Below are 15863 nucleotides of genomic sequence, written 5' to 3'. Positions count from 1 at the left end.
CGGTGGTACGGGCCGGCGAATGGCGCACATGGCCGCGCACGACGCCCGGCGTCACCGTGCAGTTGCTGGCCGACGGCCGCAACCAGATGGACTGCCACCGCTTCGTGCTCGAGCCCGGCGCTTCCAGCGAGGGCGCCTACCGGCATGAGGGCGAGGAATTCGTCTATGTTCTCTCGGGTCGCGTCGAGTTCATCCTCGACAGCGACCAGTTCTATGATCTCGGCATCGGCGACTCGCTCTACTTCGAGAGCAAGCGGCGCCATGCCTGGACGAACCGCCACGACGGTGAAACCGTGCTGCTCTGGGTCAACACGCCGCCGACATTCTAGCCGGCATCGGGCTTGGTGCGTGGTTGTCACGCGTCCACAGCCCCGCCGAGGCCTTGCGTGTCGGCGATGCGGGCAAGCGCAGCGTCTTCGGGAAGCAAGTAGACCTTGTCGATCATTCGATCGAGCAGGTCGCGCTCGATCCGCAGCACCGATTTTCGGCTGTCGGGCAAGACTTCTTCGAGATTGTCGATCATTGCCCGAAGCCGCCGCGCGATCTGGAGGTTTTCGGCGCCATAGATCCTGATTTCGCGACAGGTCAATTGCAGAAAGTCCTCGCAATCGGGTGTTCGCAGTATTAGGCGCACGTGTCCCTGTGGGTCGCAGATGCACTCATTGTGCAAATCGCGGCCACCAACGCTGCGCAGCAGGCGGTGCAGTTGGTCAATCGCCAACACAGCCGTCGTCGGGTCATTGATCGCCTTGGAAAGCGCCTTGGTCGCGATGTCGACGATCACCCTGAAGGCGAAGGTCGGATCCTGTTCCACCGTCCGTTCGCGCCCGAAGGCGATGCTGCTACGGAGCTCTCTGGACGAGATTGTCTTGGCGCCGCCGTAGAGGCGAAACAGCGGCTGCCCATAGGAAATGAAGTCGCCAATACGGGCCGCAAGCTCGATGACGCCGTCGGTTCTTGTTGCGCGGCTCGCCAGGAACTTCATGTCTACGGCTAGAATAATGTCCGACGTGCCGGCATGGGTTACCACTCGGTCGGGCGGACCAAGGGAGCCATTCGGCCGATGCTCTTCGCTCGTCTCCCGCAGGGCGTCGGGATAGACGGCCTCGATCATTGTGAAGCCTTGCTCGGCAACGCGATGGATGATGCTGACGGGGCGCAGCAGGCGGGCCGAGTAATCGATGAAGTAGAGGAAGGCGGCCAACGACAGGACGCCGAGGACGCCCGAGATCCAAACGATCGAGGGCGGCGCTGACGCGTTCACACGACTTATGACGCCGATTGCAAAAAGCAGCGTGAAGATGAACAGGCCGACGGTGAAGCGAATGACGTTGTCGCGCAGGAGGGTGAGCGCGATGATGCGAGGTGTAAGCTGCCCGCTCGCGATCTGTATAGCGACAAGCAGGGATCCGAACGTAAAGACGACAAACGACAGCGCAAGACTGATGATCGCCTGCATCGCCGCGACGGTCCCTTCGACGCTCAAGGGCCACGGCGGAACCCATTGTGTCCACTGTTCGGACGCCATCACCATTCGGAAGAGAATCTGCTCTACGACGAGCGCGAACAGTGGGATGATCCAGAGCGAGGATCGCATGTAGTTCTTGAGCCGATACAACCTATTCCAGCTCATCTGTTCTCTGCCCCTTCTGGCCCTCGCTCAGACTGCGCGCGACTCTCCGTCGTCACCTCGCTGGCGCGACTGTTCGCGGGCGAAAGCGATCAGAACCTTTCCGACCGAATGCTGGGTTCATTGCGCCTGCGCGAGAAGTCGCGTTCGAGGGTTAGACAGTGCAATTCTGTATGTTAGAGTACACTAATATCAAGAAATCATCGAACTCAAACAACCCAATGGGAAGCGAGGCCAATTGGTTCGGTGCGATATGATCCAGCAGCGGCCCGCATTGACCGAACCAAAGTGTGCCAGTCCCCGTACGATGAACAGGAACTGGTCTCGGATCACCGGAGGATCGGAATTGCCGTTGCCTAGCAATCGTAGACACCAGCCGCGCAACGCCGCGTCGTGCGGCGGGCAACGCCAGCCACGCTCACCGGGGTCAACGGTCGACCGACCCTGGCGATGGCGGGTGAGACGAAGCTGGGCATCGCTATGCTTAGCGCTTCGCCCGTGAGGTCGCCGATGAAGAGCGCAGCGGCCAAAACGAGCCATATGATTCCAGTGCGTTTGCAGAAGCTCATTTCTTATCTCCCACAACGAAGTTATCCGGCATTTCGCTCAAATTCTGCTTGAGATCCTTCACGTCGGCCTTTTCGGCATTTGTCGTGTTCTTGAAGGCGAAATCATCCGCAGGCACACCGTCGCCGGATTTCCAGTCCCTGATCTGGAGGCTGTATTCCGGCCCGCCCTTGACCTTGCTGGACGTGATGACCAACCGGCAGGGGTACGGTTGGTCGCCATGTGCGACCCAGATCTGGAAGTCCACGTCGTTCTTGCGGAAGGCCAGTGAATCGCACTCCTTGCCGTTGACGAAGCCGCTTCCGATGTCCTTGGAGTCATAGACCCCCTTCATCAACTCCTCATAGGAATTGGTCATCAGTAAATCTGCAGCCGGCAATGGCAGGCCGTGCTTGTCCTTCAACTCGTCTATCAGCTGATCGACCGTCCCATGCATTTCCACCTGGGTGTACTTGTTGACGTTCTTTCCAAGTAGCGTGAGCGTTTTCCCGTCGAACAGGGTCTCGGTATCGACAAACCCGCCGGAACGGGTCGTATGCACCCGGTCTGGCCGGCTGAGGTTCACGGTGCCGGAACTCGATAGCCCAAGCTTCTGGTCCGTGGTGGTGACGACCTGAAGGGTGGAGTCATAGCTGAACGACAGGGCCTTCTGAGCGGCCAGATAATCCGACATGGATTTGAGCAGCTTTTTGGCTTCCGATGAGTCAGTGACCCTCATGAATTCGACCCGACGGTTGAGAGCTCGACCTTCAGCCGTCTTGTTGCTGGCAACTGGCATAGTCTGACCGGCACCGTCGGCCATCAGCTTGTCAGCGGAAATTCCTCTTTTGACCAGCGCCGCCTTGATCATGTCGGCACGTTCTTGCGAAAGGCGTTGGTTGGTTTCCGCATTGCCGCTCGCATCGGTGTGGACGATAATTCTCAAGCTCCAGTCGGGGAACTTCTTGAGCACGGCCGCAACGTCATCAAGAAGCTGTTCTGCTCCTGCCCGCAAGGTGGACTTTGCTATGGCGAAGCGAAGGCCAGGCATATCGTACTGTTCTCTTGTCTGTAGTGCCTGCTCCAAGGCTTCCTGGCTGTGCTGCATATTCGCGCCGCCCGCGTCCTTGGCCGAGGACAAGGACGCACATGGCGCGGCGGAAAGGATAAGGAGTGCCAGCGCTCCTCGGACGAGGCGTCTCCTGATCGATGTGTCTTCTCTGATTATCCTGCGGACGCTGAGGGGTTTCCCGAAGTCAGGCAGGTTGGCTGGCGCACTCGACATCGCAACGATCCTTCTCAAGTTGCTGAGAATTAAATTACAATGCACTTGCAACGCTAATGGCGTGGAATTCTTGGGTCTCGCTGGCCGTTTGGGTCGGCCCACGCGAGTCAAGGGATCAGTTCTCAGGTCCCAGATGCAACTGTCGGTCCGCCATCACCGACCGGGCAGTGGCCGCTAGAAGACGGGCCTCTGCTAGGGCAGAGGCTCGATATGCAGTGTGGTTGTCACGCCTCCGAAGCAACCACAGCCGTGCATGGTACATCTGCCGGATTGGCGCGCAATTCATCCTATCTGATTAGGGAAAAGCCAGCGCAGCTACAGGCATGAGTAGTAGCGCTTAAGCTTGTCCAACGACTGTCCGCGACGTTTGTTGCCGATTGACCCGAGGTGTCCGGCCGCACGGCTTGCGGTTTCGGCCTTCAGCCGATCTCAGAAAAACCGCAGCAAAAAGATCGGCGCGCGCCCCGTTTCCGGAGCGCGCGCCGATCTGTGTCTCATTATCCAGTTGCCCTTGTCTGCTGTCGCCGAAGAGGGCTGGCGGATTTATGGATCAGGCAGCGGCGTAGCGCTTTGCCATTTCCGGCAGGCGCAGGGTGCGGATCTTCGATGCCTTGCCGGCGGTGCGGAAGGCTTCGAAACGCTCCTTGCAGACCTCGGTCATCAGCGCAGTCGCCGGCTTCAGGTAGGTGCGCGGGTCGAAGTTTTCCGGGTTCTCGGCGAAGTTCTTGCGGATCGTGCCGGTCATGGCAAGGCGCAGGTCCGTGTCGATGTTGACCTTGCGCACGCCGAGCGGGATCGCCTTCTGGATTTCCGAGACCGGAACGCCCCAGGTCGGCTTCATCTTACCGCCATAGGTGTTGAAGAGGTCCTGCAGATCCTTCGGCACGGACGACGAGCCGTGCATGACGAGGTGGGTGTTCGGCAGCTTCTTGTTGATCTTGGCGATCGTTTCGATCGACAGGATGTCGCCATCGGGCTCGCGGGTGAACTTGTAGGCGCCGTGGCTGGTGCCGATCGCAACAGCGAGCGCGTCAACGCCGGTCTTGGTGACGAAATCGAGCGCCTGGTCCGGGTCGGTCAGAAGCTCTTCGCGCGACAGCTTGCCTTCGAAGCCGTGGCCGTCTTCCTTGTCGCCGGCGCCGGTCTCGAGGTTGCCGAGGCAGCCGAGTTCGCCTTCGACCGAAACGCCGGCCGCATGCGCGATCTTCACCACTTCTGCAGTGACGGCGACATTGTAGTCATAGCTGGCAACGGTCTTACCGTCCTTCTCCAGCGAGCCATCCATCATGACGGAGGTGAAGCCGTTGGTGATGGCCGAGATGCAGGTCGACGGCTGATCGCCATGGTCGAGGTGCAGACAGACGGGGATATGCGGGTATTCCTCTGCCGCACCCAGGATCAGGTGGCGCAGGAACGCATCGCCCGCATAGGAACGGGCCCCGCGGCTTGCCTGAAGGATCACCGGGGAATCGGTGGCATCGGCGGCGCGCATGACGGCCTGAATGTATTCGAGATTGTTCACATTGAACGCCGGCAGTGCGTAATCGTTCTCCGCCGCATGGTCGAGCAGTTGCCGCAATGTGATCAATGCCATTCGCTATTCTCCCTTGGTGTTCGGCGCAGCCATCTTCGGTGCACCACAAAAACAATCCGGCACGAGGCGCCGCATGAACATCATCGCAGGCAGGCGATGGCCGGAATATCCGTGCGGCGTGACGGCGCGCGCGAATTGGTCGCGCCCACCGAAGTCAGGCGCACAATAGTTCATCGAAGTGGTTTGACAACCGGGCAAAAGGCAGGTTGCCAGAGGTCGAAACTCGCTTCAATCGATTTTACTGTGGACTGGATGCAACACCCCTGGAGTGAACTGGTTTCACTTTCTGGTGGTGCCTCCGAGGGGAGTGGGGCAAGAGCAGCCAGCGCAATCTGGGCGTGTTTATTTTGCATTGCACACCGGGTCGGTCGAGTATGAGATAGAAACGATTTGTCGACAGGAAGTGTGTGGGTCGCAAGAAGATTGCGGCGAACGGCGCCATTCTTTGCGCACATTACGTAAACTGCCGGCAAAATTCACAAACTTTGCATAGGCGATGATTCGCGGCTGGCTTCAGGCGTGTTTTGGCGACAAAATTTGCCGACCTAAAACGTTGCAGGAGATTTCCCGAAATTGCCCTGCTTCCGTCATATGTCCGTCGCAAAGGCGACGAAAAGAATCGCAAACGAAATACAACCTATGGGATAGAAGGAATTCTGTCCTATAGATAAAGATGCAGACAGCCGCAGAATCCGCCTTGCGTTTGAAGAGGATTTGCACTTCTCTCCTGCGATCACAAACCCAAAACAAGGGGAAGGAGAGAAACAAAATGGCTTCACTCAAACTCAACCTGCGCGCTGCCGCGCTGATCGGCTCGCTGCTCATCGGAGCAAGCCCGGCACTCGCCGAAGCTGTCCTGCATCGTGGCAACGCAGGTGAGCCGCAGACGCTTGACCAGCACCACACCTCGATCAACATCGAAGCGTTCATCCTCAAGGATCTCTACGAAGGCCTGACGATCTATGACGCCTCTGCAAAGATCGTCCCGGGTGTCGCTGAGACGTGGGAGCTTTCGGACGACGGTACGGTCTATACCTTCAAGCTGCGCGCCGATGCAAAATGGTCGGATGGTTCGCCGGTAACCGCCGAAGATTTCGTCTTCTCCTTCCGCCGCGTTGAAGATCCGAAGACCGCGGCCGGCTACGCCAACATCCTCTTCCCGATCAAGAACGCCGAAAAGGTCAACAAGGGCGAAGTGCCAACCGACCAGCTTGGCGTGAAGGCGATCGATGAAAAGACGGTCGAAATTACGCTTGAGCGTCCGACCCCGTTCTTCCTGGAACTGCTCGCGCACCAGACCGCGCTTCCGGTCAGCAAGGCAAGCGTCGAAAAGAACGGCGCAGACTTCGTCAAGCCGGGCGTCATGGTTTCGAACGGCGCGTTCACGCTCCAGGCCCACGTCCCGAACGACAGCCTGACCGTCGTCAAGAACGCCAACTACTGGGATGCGGCCAACGTCAAGCTCGACAAGGTCATCTTCTACCCGATCGACGACCAGGCGGCTTCGGTTCGCCGCTTCGAAGCCAAGGAAATGGACCTCGTCTATAACTTCTCGGCCGACCAGATCGACCGCCTGCGCACGTCCTACAACGAACAGGTCCACGTGTCGCCGTCGCTTGCGACCTACTACTACGCATTCGACACCCGCCAGGAGCCCTATAGCGACGTTCGCGTTCGTCAGGCCCTTTCGATGGCTGTCGACCGCGACTTCCTTGCCAAGGAGATCTATGCCGGTTCGCAGCTCCCCGCCTATTCGATGGTTCCTCCGGGCATCGAAAGCTACGGCGAGCCGTCCAAGGCTGACTTCGGCACGCTGTCGCAGCTTGACCGCGAAGACAAGGCCATCGCCCTGATGAAGGAAGCTGGCTACGGCGAAGGTGGCAAGCCGCTCAATATCGAGCTGCGCTACAACACCAACCCGAACCACGAGCGCGTGGCGACGGCTGTCGCCGACATGTGGAAGAACACCTTCGGCGCCAAGGTGTCGCTGGTGAACCTCGACGTGTCCTCGCACTACGCCTACCTGCAGGAAGGCGGCAAGTTCAACGTTGCCCGCGCCGGCTGGCAGGCTGACTATGCGGACGCCGAGAACTTCCTGGCACTCAGCGTCGGTTCCAACAAGACCTTCAACTACGGCCATTTCGAAAACGCTGAATTCGATAGCCTGATGAAGAAGTCCTACGACGAGCAGGATCCGGCAGCTCGCTCCAAGCTGCTGCACGAAGCCGAAGCGCTGCTGATGAAGGAACAGCCGATCGCTCCGCTTCTGACCCAGGCCGACCTGTGGCTCGTTGCCAGCCGCGTCAAGGGCTGGGCGGACAATGCTCCGAACGAGCACCTGAGCAAGTTCCTGAGCATCGCCGAATAACGAACTGAGACGACGCGCGGCCTCTCGCCGCGCGTCGTTTCCGGAGCACGTCCATGATTTCCTTCATCCTTCGCCGATTGGCGAGTGCGGTGCCGACGTTGTTTATCGTCGTCACCATATCCTTTTTTCTGATGCGGTTCGCCCCCGGTGGCCCCTTCAACCTCGAGCGTCCTCTTCCGCCACAAACGATGGCGAACCTGATGAAGACGTATCAGCTCGACCAGCCCCTTTGGCGCCAATACACGCACTATCTCAGCAATGCGGTGACCGGCGACTTCGGCCCGAGCTATGTCTATAAGGACAACAACGTTGCCGAGCTGATCGGCAAGGGTCTGCCCTATTCGATGGAGCTCGGCTTCTACGCGCTGCTGCTTGCTCTGATCGGCGGCGTGACCGCCGGTACGATCGCCGCGCTCAGGCAGAACAGCATTCTCGATTTCGCGATCATGTCGGTCTCGACCATGGGCGTCACCGTGCCCAACTTCGTCGTCGGCCCGGTGTTGACGCTGGTCTTTGCGATCGTGCTCGCATGGCTGCCGGCAGGCGGCTGGGGCGACGGATCGCTGCGCTTCCTGATCCTGCCGATGATCGCGCTGGCGCTGCCTCAGCTTGCGGTGTTTGCGCGCCTGACGCGCGGCTCGATGATCGAGGCCTTGCATACCGACCATATCCGAACGGCCAAGGCCTACGGTCTGCCGTCACGCACGGTTGTCGTCACCCACGCCATGCGTGGCGCGATGCTGCCGGTCGTCTCCTATCTCGCGCCTTGCGCTGCGGCCCTTCTGACCGGCTCGGCCGTCGTCGAGACGATCTTCACCATTCCTGGCGTCGGTCGCTACTTCGTCCTCGGCGCGATCAACCGCGATTACACGCTGGTGATGGGCACGGTTATCCTCGTCGCCATCTTCGTCATCGTTTTCAATCTCCTGGTCGACATTCTCTACGGCCTGCTCGATCCGAGGGTTCGCCATGACTGATATCGCCCAGACCCCGGTGGTGACACCGGAAACGAAGGGGCGAAGCCTCTTCCAACTCGCCGCCATGCGCTTCCGGCGCAACCGCGCCGCAATGGCCGGCTGCTTCATGCTGGCGCTGATCGCGCTGTTTTCGTTCCTCGGACCGCTCTTCGTTCCGCACACCTATGACCAGGTGTTTCCGTCCTACGTCTCGATCAGCCCGAGCCTCGATCCGCGGCCCGATACGTCGACGCTTCAGGACGTTATGGAAGGCGTTGCCACGCGAGCGCGCGTCACGCTGAAGGAGTTCGCCGTCGAGGGCGAGACCTTTACCGCGACGATCACCTCCGAACAGCCGATCGACGCACGCGCCACGCGCTATTTCGATCGCGCCAATGAGTTTCGTGACACCCAGGTGGTGGCAACGGAAGACGACGGGAAGACGCTGAAGGTCACCGGTCAGGTCGACCGGGAGTATTTCCCCTTCGGCACCGACTCCAACGGCCGCGACCTCTTGGTCCGCGTCATGCTCGGCGGCCAGATCTCGATCGCTGTCGGCCTGCTCGCCAGTCTCGTGTCGCTCGGCATCGGCGTCGTTTATGGCGCGACTTCGGGCTATATCGGCGGCCGCGTCGACAACGTCATGATGCGTCTGGTGGAGATCCTCTACTCTCTGCCCTTCGTCTTCCTCGTCGTCGTGCTCGTCGTGTTCTTCGGCCGCTCGTTCATCCTGATCTTCCTGGTGATCGGTGCGGTGGAATGGCTCGACATGGCCCGTATCGTGCGTGGCCAGACACTTGCGCTCAAACGCCGCGAATTCGTCGGCGCCGCGCAGGCGCTCGGTCTTACCGACTGGCAAATCATCCGCCGGCACATCATTCCCAACACGATCGGACCGGTCATCGTTTTCGTGACCGTCGTCGTGCCCAAGGTGATCCTGCTCGAGAGCTTCCTCTCCTTCCTCGGTCTTGGCGTTCAGGCGCCGCTGACGAGCTGGGGCGCGCTGATCTCGGAAGGCGCAAACAATATCCAGTCGGCGCCGTGGCTTTTGATCTTCCCGGCCATCTTCTTCGTCCTGACGCTGTTTTCGCTGAACTTCGTCGGCGACGGCCTGCGCGACGCGCTCGACCCGAAGGATCGCTGACATGGCAGATACCAAGGAAACCATCCTGGCCGTTCGCGGCCTCAAGGTGAACTTCTCGACGCCTGACGGCACCGTAGAAGCGGTCAAGGGCATCGATCTCGACGTACGCTCAGGCGAAACGCTCGCAGTCGTCGGCGAATCCGGCTCCGGCAAGAGCCAGACGATGATGGGCATCATGGGCCTGCTCGCCAAGAACGGTGAGGTCACGGGCTCGGCAACCTACCGCGGGCAGGAGCTTGTTGGCCTGCCGCCGAAGGCCTTGAACCAGGTCCGCGGCGCGAAGGTCACCATGATCTTCCAGGAGCCGATGACCTCGCTCGATCCGCTCTATCCGATCGGACGCCAGATCGCCGAGCCGATCGTTCACCACCGCGGTGGCTCGTTCAAGCAGGCGCGGGCACGCGTGCTCGAACTGCTCGAACTTGTCGGCATCCCCGAGCCGGGACGTCGCATCGACAGCTACCCGCACGAGCTTTCGGGTGGCCAGCGCCAGCGCGTGATGATCGCCATGGCACTCGCCAACGAGCCTGATCTGCTAATCGCTGACGAACCGACGACGGCACTCGACGTGACGATCCAGGCGCAGATCCTCGATCTCCTGAAGTCGCTGCAGCAGCGCTTCGGCATGGCGATCGTTCTGATCACGCACGACCTCGGCTTCGTCAAGCACTTCGCCGTTCGGGTTGCGGTCATGCGCCGCGGCGTAGTGGTGGAGCGGGGCACGACGGCAGATATCTTCGAGCGGCCGCAGGCCGATTATACGAAGATGCTGCTCGCCGCCGAGCCCAGTGGTCGCAAGGCTTCGCCGCCCGACAGCGCGCCGATCATTCTCGAAGGTCGCGATGTTTGCGTCGATTACCAGATCGGCGGCGGTCTCTTCCGCGGCGGCAAGTCTGTGTTCCGTGCGGTCGACAGCGTCAATCTGCGCCTACAGGAAGGCCAGACGATCGGCGTCGTCGGAGAATCCGGGTCCGGCAAGTCGACGCTCGGCCGCGCGCTTCTGCGGCTATTGCCGAGTAGCGGATACTATCGCTTCGGCACGACGGATATTTCCGGCTTCGACCGTGGCCAGATGCGGCCGCTGCGTCGGACCCTGCAGCTCGTCTTCCAGGATCCCTACGGCTCGCTTTCGCCACGCCGAACCGTCGGTGAAATCATCACCGAAGGTCTGCATGTGCACGAGCCCGAGCTCACCCGTGCCGATCGGGACCGCCGGGCGTCGGAAGCGCTGAAGGAAGTGGGGCTCGATCCGGCGTCGCGCAATCGCTATCCGCACGAGTTTTCGGGCGGCCAGCGGCAGCGTATCGCGATTGCCCGCGCGATGATCCTGAAGCCGAAGGTCGTCATTCTCGACGAACCGACCTCGGCGCTCGACCGCTCGGTGCAGGGGCAGGTGATCGAACTCCTGCGCGATCTGCAGCGCTCACATGGGCTCTCCTACATCTTCATCAGCCACGATCTTTCGGTGGTGAAGGCAATGTCGGACTATGTGATCGTCATGAAGAACGGCAAGATCGTCGAAGAAGGCGAAACTGACGCGATCTTCGAGGCGCCGAAACAGCCCTATACCAAGACGCTGATCGGCGCTGCCTTCAACGTCTGAGACTTTGGACACATCGTTGACAGGGACGCGAGCGATCGCGTCCCTGTATTCGTTTCTGCTCTGCGGGTTCGCGTGCCGGCTCCGGTCAGAGATCGCCGTCTGCGGGAAAGTCCGCGGCGACGAGCTTCTTGTCGAGCCCGAATTTCTGCATCTTTTCGTAGAGCGTCTTGCGCGAGATGCCGAGCGACTCGTAAACCGGTTTCAGGGCGCCGCCGTGGGCCGCGATGGCGCTGGCGATCAGGCCTTTTTCATAGGCTGCCACCTTGTCGGCAAGCCGGCCGTTATCTTCCCTGGCTGCATCGTGCGGCGAGGCATCAAGCCCAAGCACCAGCCGTTCGGCGGCATTGCGCAGTTCGCGTACGTTGCCCGGCCAGTCACGCTCCGCGATTTCCGCCAGCATGGCTTGTGAGACCTCGACTTCGTCCCGGCCGTAGCGCGCGGCGGATTCCCTGACCAATTGCAGAAAGAGCAGCGGGATATCGGTGCGGCGTTGTGCAAGCGAGGGAACACGAAGCGTCGCGACATTGAGTCGATAGAGCAGATCGGCGCGGAAGCGCCCCGCGGCCACCTCCTTTTCGAGGTCGACTTTGCTGGTCGCGATGAAGCGCACGTCGAGCGGCACGACTTCGTTCGATCCGAGCCGGGTGATGACGCGTTCCTGGAGGACGCGCAGGAACTTAGCTTGAAGGTCAAACGGCATCGAACCGATTTCGTCGAGCAGGATGGTACCACCGCGACCATGCTCGAACTTGCCATAGCGCGGGCGGATGGCACCGGGAAAGGCGCCGGGCTCGTGGCCAAAAAGCTCGCTCTCGATCAGGTTTTCCGGCAGGGCCGCACAGTTGATCGCAATGAAGGGGCTATTGGCGCGCGCACTGAGGTCGTGCAGCGTGCGGGCCAGCACCTCCTTGCCAACGCCGGTGTCGCCGATGATCAGCGTGTCGGCGTCGGCGGCACCGATCGCGCGAATGCGATAGCGCAGATCGACCATCACCTGGCTGCGACCGGGGAGCCGCTGCTCGATATCGTCGCGTTTGCCGGCCACGGCCTTCAAACGGCGGTTTTCCAGGACGAGCGCGCGCCAGTCGAGGGCCCGGCGGATCGTGCCGGCGAGCATCTGTGTCGCAAAGGGCTTCTCGACGAAATCATAGGCGCCTTCGCGCATCGCGCGCACGGCAAGCTGCACATCGCCATGACCGGTGACGAGGATGACAGGCACTTCGGCATCGATCTCGCGGATGCGCTGCAGAAGCGTCATGCCGTCCATGCCGGGCATGCGGATGTCGCTGATGACTACGCCGGAAAAACTGAAGCTGATGAATTCCAGTGCGTGTTCGGCTGCCGCAAATGTCTCGACTCGAAAGCCCGCAAGTCCCAGCGCTTGCGCACTCGAATGGCGTACATCCTCTTCGTCATCGACGAGCAGGATCCGGCTCTCGATCATTCGGCAGCCTCCCGGGCATTGCTATCTTCGGCGGTAAGTTCGATGCGGAACTCGGCGCCACCCTCCGCAAGATTGGTGGCAACAAGGCTGCCGCCGAAATCCTTGATAATGTTATAGGAAATCGAAAGGCCGAGGCCCAGCCCCTTGCCGACGCCCTTGGTCGAAAAGAACGGATCGAAGATGCGTTCGGCAATCGCCGGCGGGACGCCTGGTCCCCGGTCGCTGACGGTTAGCAACACCTTGCCGCCATCCTGTCTAGCTCGTAGGCGAATGGTCCGGTCTTCAAGTCCCTCGACGGCATCTGCGGCGTTCGAGATGACGTTGACGAGCACCTGCTGCAGGCGCACCGATCCGGCGCGAACGACGAGCGGCTGATCGCCGAGATCAATGTCGATGGTTGCTGACGCAGCCTTCAGCCGAACCGATACGATCTCCATCGTATCGCGCACCACCTCTTCGACCGGAACCGGCCCGAGCTTCTCGTTCGGTTTGCGGGCGAAGTTGCGCAGGTGCTTGCTGATCGCTGCCATGCGATCGACGAGGCCGGAGATCCGGCGGATGTTGTCAGTTGCCTCGTCGGATCGACCGCGCTCGATCAGCAATGCGGCGCTGTCGGCATAGGTCTTTGCGGCGGCAAGCGGCTGGTTGAATTCGTGCGAGAGGGCGGCGGACATCTGCCCGAGCCCTGCCAGTTTTCCGGCCTGGATCAGGTCGGCCTGCGTACGGCGCAGTTGCTTCTCCGTCAGTCGCCGTTCGGCGATCTCTTCTTCGATCTGGGCGTTGACGCGCGCAAGGTCGGCAGTGCGTTCGTCGACGCGGCGTTCCAGCTCGGCCTGTGCTTCCTCCTGCATCGACAGGCGCTCGTTGAGCCGTGCCCGCCGCTGAAGAATGATGGCGACGCCGAGAGCTGCAAGGCAGAGCAGAAGCAGTGCTGCGATGACCGTTGTCAGCGCCTGTGTTCGCACCGAGGCCGTATCGACCAGCACATTCACGGTCCAGTCCGCATCGGGCATCCGCTGCGAAAGCATCAGGTATTCGCGGCTGGAGTTTCCGGCCGAGACGGTGAGGAAATGACGGTCGGAAGAGACGCTCTCCAAGACGGGAAGGGCGTGCACGGTGGCGTCGGCGTAGCGTCTGGAGGCCTCGGTGCGTGCCAGCCGGTCCGATGTCAGCGGCAGGATCGACGCATAGCGCCACTCCGGATCTCCGGACATGAAGATGATGCCTTCCGGGTCGGAGACGAAAATCTTGTACTCGCCACCCTGCCAGGAGGCCTCGATGCGCTCGACATCGACCTTGAACACCATGACGCCGCGGATCTCGTTTCCGACCCGGATCGGGGAGCCGAAAAAATAGCCGCGCTTCAACGATGTGGTCCCGAGCGCATAAAATCGCGATTGCTGCCCGCGAAGCGCTTCCTGGAAATAGGGTCGGTAGCTGAAATTCTGCCCAACGAAGCTCGTCGGCCCGTCATAGTTGCTGGCGGCGATGGTGTTGCCATCCGGCGTGATCACGTAGATGTCCGAGGACTGCAACAAGCCGTTGATGTCCTTGAGGTAGCTGTCGACGGCCTCCCGCAGTCGCCGGTCCCGCGGGCGGGTGACGAGCTCGCGGACATCGTCATGATCGGCAATCAACGCCGGCAGCGCCTGGTAGCGATTGAGATGGCCGTCGAGCGCGGTGACGGCCAGGCGAAGCGCCGTGGTCGCCTGGGCGCTTGCCTCGCGCAAATAGCTGTCGGTCGTGACCGCGTAGCCTTTCCAGGCCAGTATGGTCGCAAGCAGCGGCAACAGCAGGAATCCAAGGGCCAAGCGATGTTTCACAGATGTCCGCGCGCCTCCTCGCGTGCCTGCGACGGCATGCCGCGAGGCGATCTTATGCATCGGCGCAACGGGTCACAAGCGCGGGGCAATCGGCCTCTCGATTGTTGACGAGCCTGTAGCGCTGTCAATGTAGTGTTGACAATGCGTTTGGCCTTGGCCGGCTTTCGCTGTGGGCCGGAAGAGCGCATCTATCACCCAACGGAGCGCCCCGGTGGCGCCGGAGCGAAAGGATCACGGCAATGCTCAATCAGATCAAGGGTCTGCATCACGTCACTTCGATGGCCGACGATGCGCGCGAAAATAACCTGTTCTTCACCAAGTCGCTCGGTCTGCGCCGGGTCAAGAAGACGGTCAACTTCGATTCGCCTGACGTCTACCACCTCTATTACGGCGACGAAGCCGGCACGCCCGGTACGGTCATGACCTATTTCCCGTTCCCGAACATGCCGCGTGGCCGCGCCGGTACCGGCGAAGTCGGGACCACCGTCTTCTCCGTGCCCAAAGGTTCGCTCGGCTACTGGCGGGATCGCCTGACGGCTTCGGGTGTCTCCGGCCTCAAGGACGAAGAAACCTTCGGCGAGAAGCGCCTGAACTTTGCCGGCCCTGATGGTGACGGCTTTGCGCTCGTCGAGGTCAAGGATGATCAGCGCGCACCCTGGACGGAAGGCGGCATTTCGGCGGATCATGCGATCCGCGGGTTTCACTCCGCGGCACTTCGTCTTCGCGATGAAGGTGCTACGGCCGAACTCTTGAAGTTCATGGGCTACGAGGAGCTTGACCGCAAGGATGGCGTCACGCGTCTGATCGTGCCTGGTGGCAACGATGCACGCGTCATCGACCTGGAGACGATGCCGAATATCGGCCGCGCTTCGCAGGGCGCCGGTTCGGTGCACCATATCGCCTTCGCCGTCGAAAACCGCGAAAAGCAGCTCGAAGTGCGCAAGGCGCTGATGGACACTGGCTATCAGGTGACCCCGGTGATCGACCGCGATTACTTCTGGGCGATCTACTTTCGCACGCCGGGTGGTGTGCTGTTCGAGATCGCCACCAACGAGCCGGGCTTCGACCGGGACGAGGATCTCGCGCACCTCGGCGAGGCGCTGAAGCTGCCGCAGCAGCACAAGCACCTGCGTCCGATCCTGGAAAGCCACCTGCAGAAGATCGACTAGTCGTCGATACAGAGAAGGCTCGCCGTACCGGCGAGCCTTTGGCACCAGATCCGATGAAGATCGCTTCACAGTTTCATCGAAGCGGCGAATCCAACACTTTGAAATCAGGCAGTTTCGGGCTGAGGCTCTGGAACTGCTCCAGGAGACAAAAATGGTCGATTACGGTTACGTCCACAAACTGAAGGCCGGCAAGCCCGGTCAGCCGATCTTCTTCGTCTTTCACGGAACGGGCGGAGATGAAAACCAGTTCATCACCTTTGCGTCCGAGCTTCTTCCTGATGCGACGATCGTCTCGCCGCGC

12 protein-coding genes and 1 pseudogene are annotated in these 15863 nt (G+C 60.9%); 7 read left to right on the top strand and 6 right to left on the bottom strand.

The window, feature by feature from the left end; genetic code table 11:
• A partial coding sequence (locus I8N66_RS30195) for a cupin domain-containing protein (RefSeq protein ID WP_291161984.1) occupies nt 1-329 on the top strand: 329 nt, incomplete at its 5' end.
• A gap of 26 nt (nt 330-355) precedes the next feature.
• On the opposite strand, the gene I8N66_RS30190 is transcribed toward I8N66_RS30195, so the two are convergent.
• The 4 genes from I8N66_RS30190 to fba form a co-directional block, all read right to left on the bottom strand.
• Nucleotides 356-1633 (bottom strand): DUF2254 domain-containing protein, encoded by a 1278-nt coding sequence (locus I8N66_RS30190; protein WP_291161981.1) that lies wholly within the window; start codon nt 1631-1633, stop codon nt 356-358.
• A gap of 353 nt (nt 1634-1986) precedes the next feature.
• The gene (locus tag I8N66_RS30185; RefSeq protein WP_291161978.1) at nt 1987-2199 is read right to left on the bottom strand and encodes a hypothetical protein; all 213 of its coding nucleotides are present in this window, start codon (nt 2197-2199) and stop codon (nt 1987-1989) included.
• Entirely contained in the window at nt 2196-3461 is a 1266-nt protein-coding gene (locus I8N66_RS30180; RefSeq protein WP_291161975.1) for a DUF2092 domain-containing protein, read from the bottom strand. Before I8N66_RS30180 ends, I8N66_RS30185 begins: the two co-directional genes overlap by 4 nt.
• Nucleotides 3462-4011: 550 nt before the next feature.
• Nucleotides 4012-5055 carry a class II fructose-bisphosphate aldolase gene (gene fba, locus I8N66_RS30175; protein ID WP_113535133.1) on the bottom strand — a complete coding sequence of 348 codons (1044 nt, stop codon included), beginning with the start codon at nt 5053-5055 and terminating at the stop codon, nt 4012-4014.
• 769 nt (nt 5056-5824) lie between these two features.
• Here fba and I8N66_RS30170 point away from each other — a divergent pair.
• The 4 genes from I8N66_RS30170 to I8N66_RS30155 are packed head-to-tail and all read left to right on the top strand — an operon-like array spanning nt 5825 to nt 11126.
• Complete coding sequence (locus I8N66_RS30170) at nt 5825-7423, top strand: peptide ABC transporter substrate-binding protein (protein WP_291161968.1); 1599 nt, start codon at nt 5825-5827, stop codon at nt 7421-7423.
• Nucleotides 7424-7476: 53 nt separating this feature from the next.
• Nucleotides 7477-8400 carry an oligopeptide ABC transporter permease OppB gene (gene oppB, locus I8N66_RS30165; protein ID WP_113535131.1) on the top strand — a complete coding sequence of 308 codons (924 nt, stop codon included), beginning with the start codon at nt 7477-7479 and terminating at the stop codon, nt 8398-8400.
• A complete protein-coding gene (locus I8N66_RS30160; protein ID WP_291161964.1) occupies nt 8393-9523 on the top strand; it encodes an ABC transporter permease subunit in 1131 nt (376 codons plus the stop codon). Before oppB ends, I8N66_RS30160 begins: the two co-directional genes overlap by 8 nt.
• A gap of 1 nt (nt 9524) precedes the next feature.
• Nucleotides 9525-11126 carry an ABC transporter ATP-binding protein gene (locus tag I8N66_RS30155; RefSeq protein WP_291161961.1) on the top strand — a complete coding sequence of 534 codons (1602 nt, stop codon included), beginning with the start codon at nt 9525-9527 and terminating at the stop codon, nt 11124-11126.
• Nucleotides 11127-11211: 85 nt separating this feature from the next.
• Here the strand turns inward: I8N66_RS30155 and I8N66_RS30150 are convergent, their stop codons facing one another.
• Nucleotides 11212-12570: a sigma-54 dependent transcriptional regulator gene (locus I8N66_RS30150; RefSeq protein ID WP_291161958.1), complete on the bottom strand. Its 1359-nt coding sequence runs from the start codon at nt 12568-12570 to the stop codon at nt 11212-11214.
• Nucleotides 12567-14393, bottom strand: a complete 1827-nt coding sequence (locus I8N66_RS30145) for a sensor histidine kinase (protein WP_291161955.1) — start codon at nt 14391-14393, stop codon at nt 12567-12569. Before I8N66_RS30145 ends, I8N66_RS30150 begins: the two co-directional genes overlap by 4 nt.
• Before the next feature lie 239 nt (nt 14394-14632).
• On the opposite strand from I8N66_RS30145, the gene I8N66_RS30140 reads away from it, so the two are divergent.
• Entirely contained in the window at nt 14633-15562 is a 930-nt protein-coding gene (locus I8N66_RS30140) for a VOC family protein (RefSeq protein ID WP_291161952.1), read from the top strand.
• A 151-nt stretch (nt 15563-15713) separates the two neighbouring features.
• Nucleotides 15714-15863: pseudogene (locus I8N66_RS30135) on the top strand (alpha/beta hydrolase); the annotation flags it as partial.

This window comes from Ensifer sp. SSB1 (assembly GCF_016652895.1).
Lineage (GTDB): Bacteria > Pseudomonadota > Alphaproteobacteria > Rhizobiales > Rhizobiaceae > Ensifer.
Note: the sequence above shows the minus strand (reverse complement) of the source record. Positions and strands in the feature narration are given on the sequence as shown.

Excerpts from the sequence above, each read along its gene's own strand:
- I8N66_RS30190 (WP_291161981.1), bottom strand. The coding sequence starts at position 1,633 with ATGAGCTGGAATAGGTTGTATCGGCTCAAGAACTACATGCGATCCTCG.
- I8N66_RS30185 (WP_291161978.1), bottom strand. The coding sequence starts at position 2,199 with ATGAGCTTCTGCAAACGCACTGGAATCATATGGCTCGTTTTGGCCGCT.
- I8N66_RS30180 (WP_291161975.1), bottom strand. The coding sequence starts at position 3,461 with ATGTCGAGTGCGCCAGCCAACCTGCCTGACTTCGGGAAACCCCTCAGC.
- fba (WP_113535133.1), bottom strand. The coding sequence starts at position 5,055 with ATGGCATTGATCACATTGCGGCAACTGCTCGACCATGCGGCGGAGAAC.
- I8N66_RS30170 (WP_291161968.1), top strand. The coding sequence starts at position 5,825 with ATGGCTTCACTCAAACTCAACCTGCGCGCTGCCGCGCTGATCGGCTCG.
- oppB (WP_113535131.1), top strand. The coding sequence starts at position 7,477 with ATGATTTCCTTCATCCTTCGCCGATTGGCGAGTGCGGTGCCGACGTTG.
- I8N66_RS30160 (WP_291161964.1), top strand. The coding sequence starts at position 8,393 with ATGACTGATATCGCCCAGACCCCGGTGGTGACACCGGAAACGAAGGGG.
- I8N66_RS30155 (WP_291161961.1), top strand. The coding sequence starts at position 9,525 with ATGGCAGATACCAAGGAAACCATCCTGGCCGTTCGCGGCCTCAAGGTG.
- I8N66_RS30150 (WP_291161958.1), bottom strand. The coding sequence starts at position 12,570 with ATGATCGAGAGCCGGATCCTGCTCGTCGATGACGAAGAGGATGTACGC.
- I8N66_RS30140 (WP_291161952.1), top strand. The coding sequence starts at position 14,633 with ATGCTCAATCAGATCAAGGGTCTGCATCACGTCACTTCGATGGCCGAC.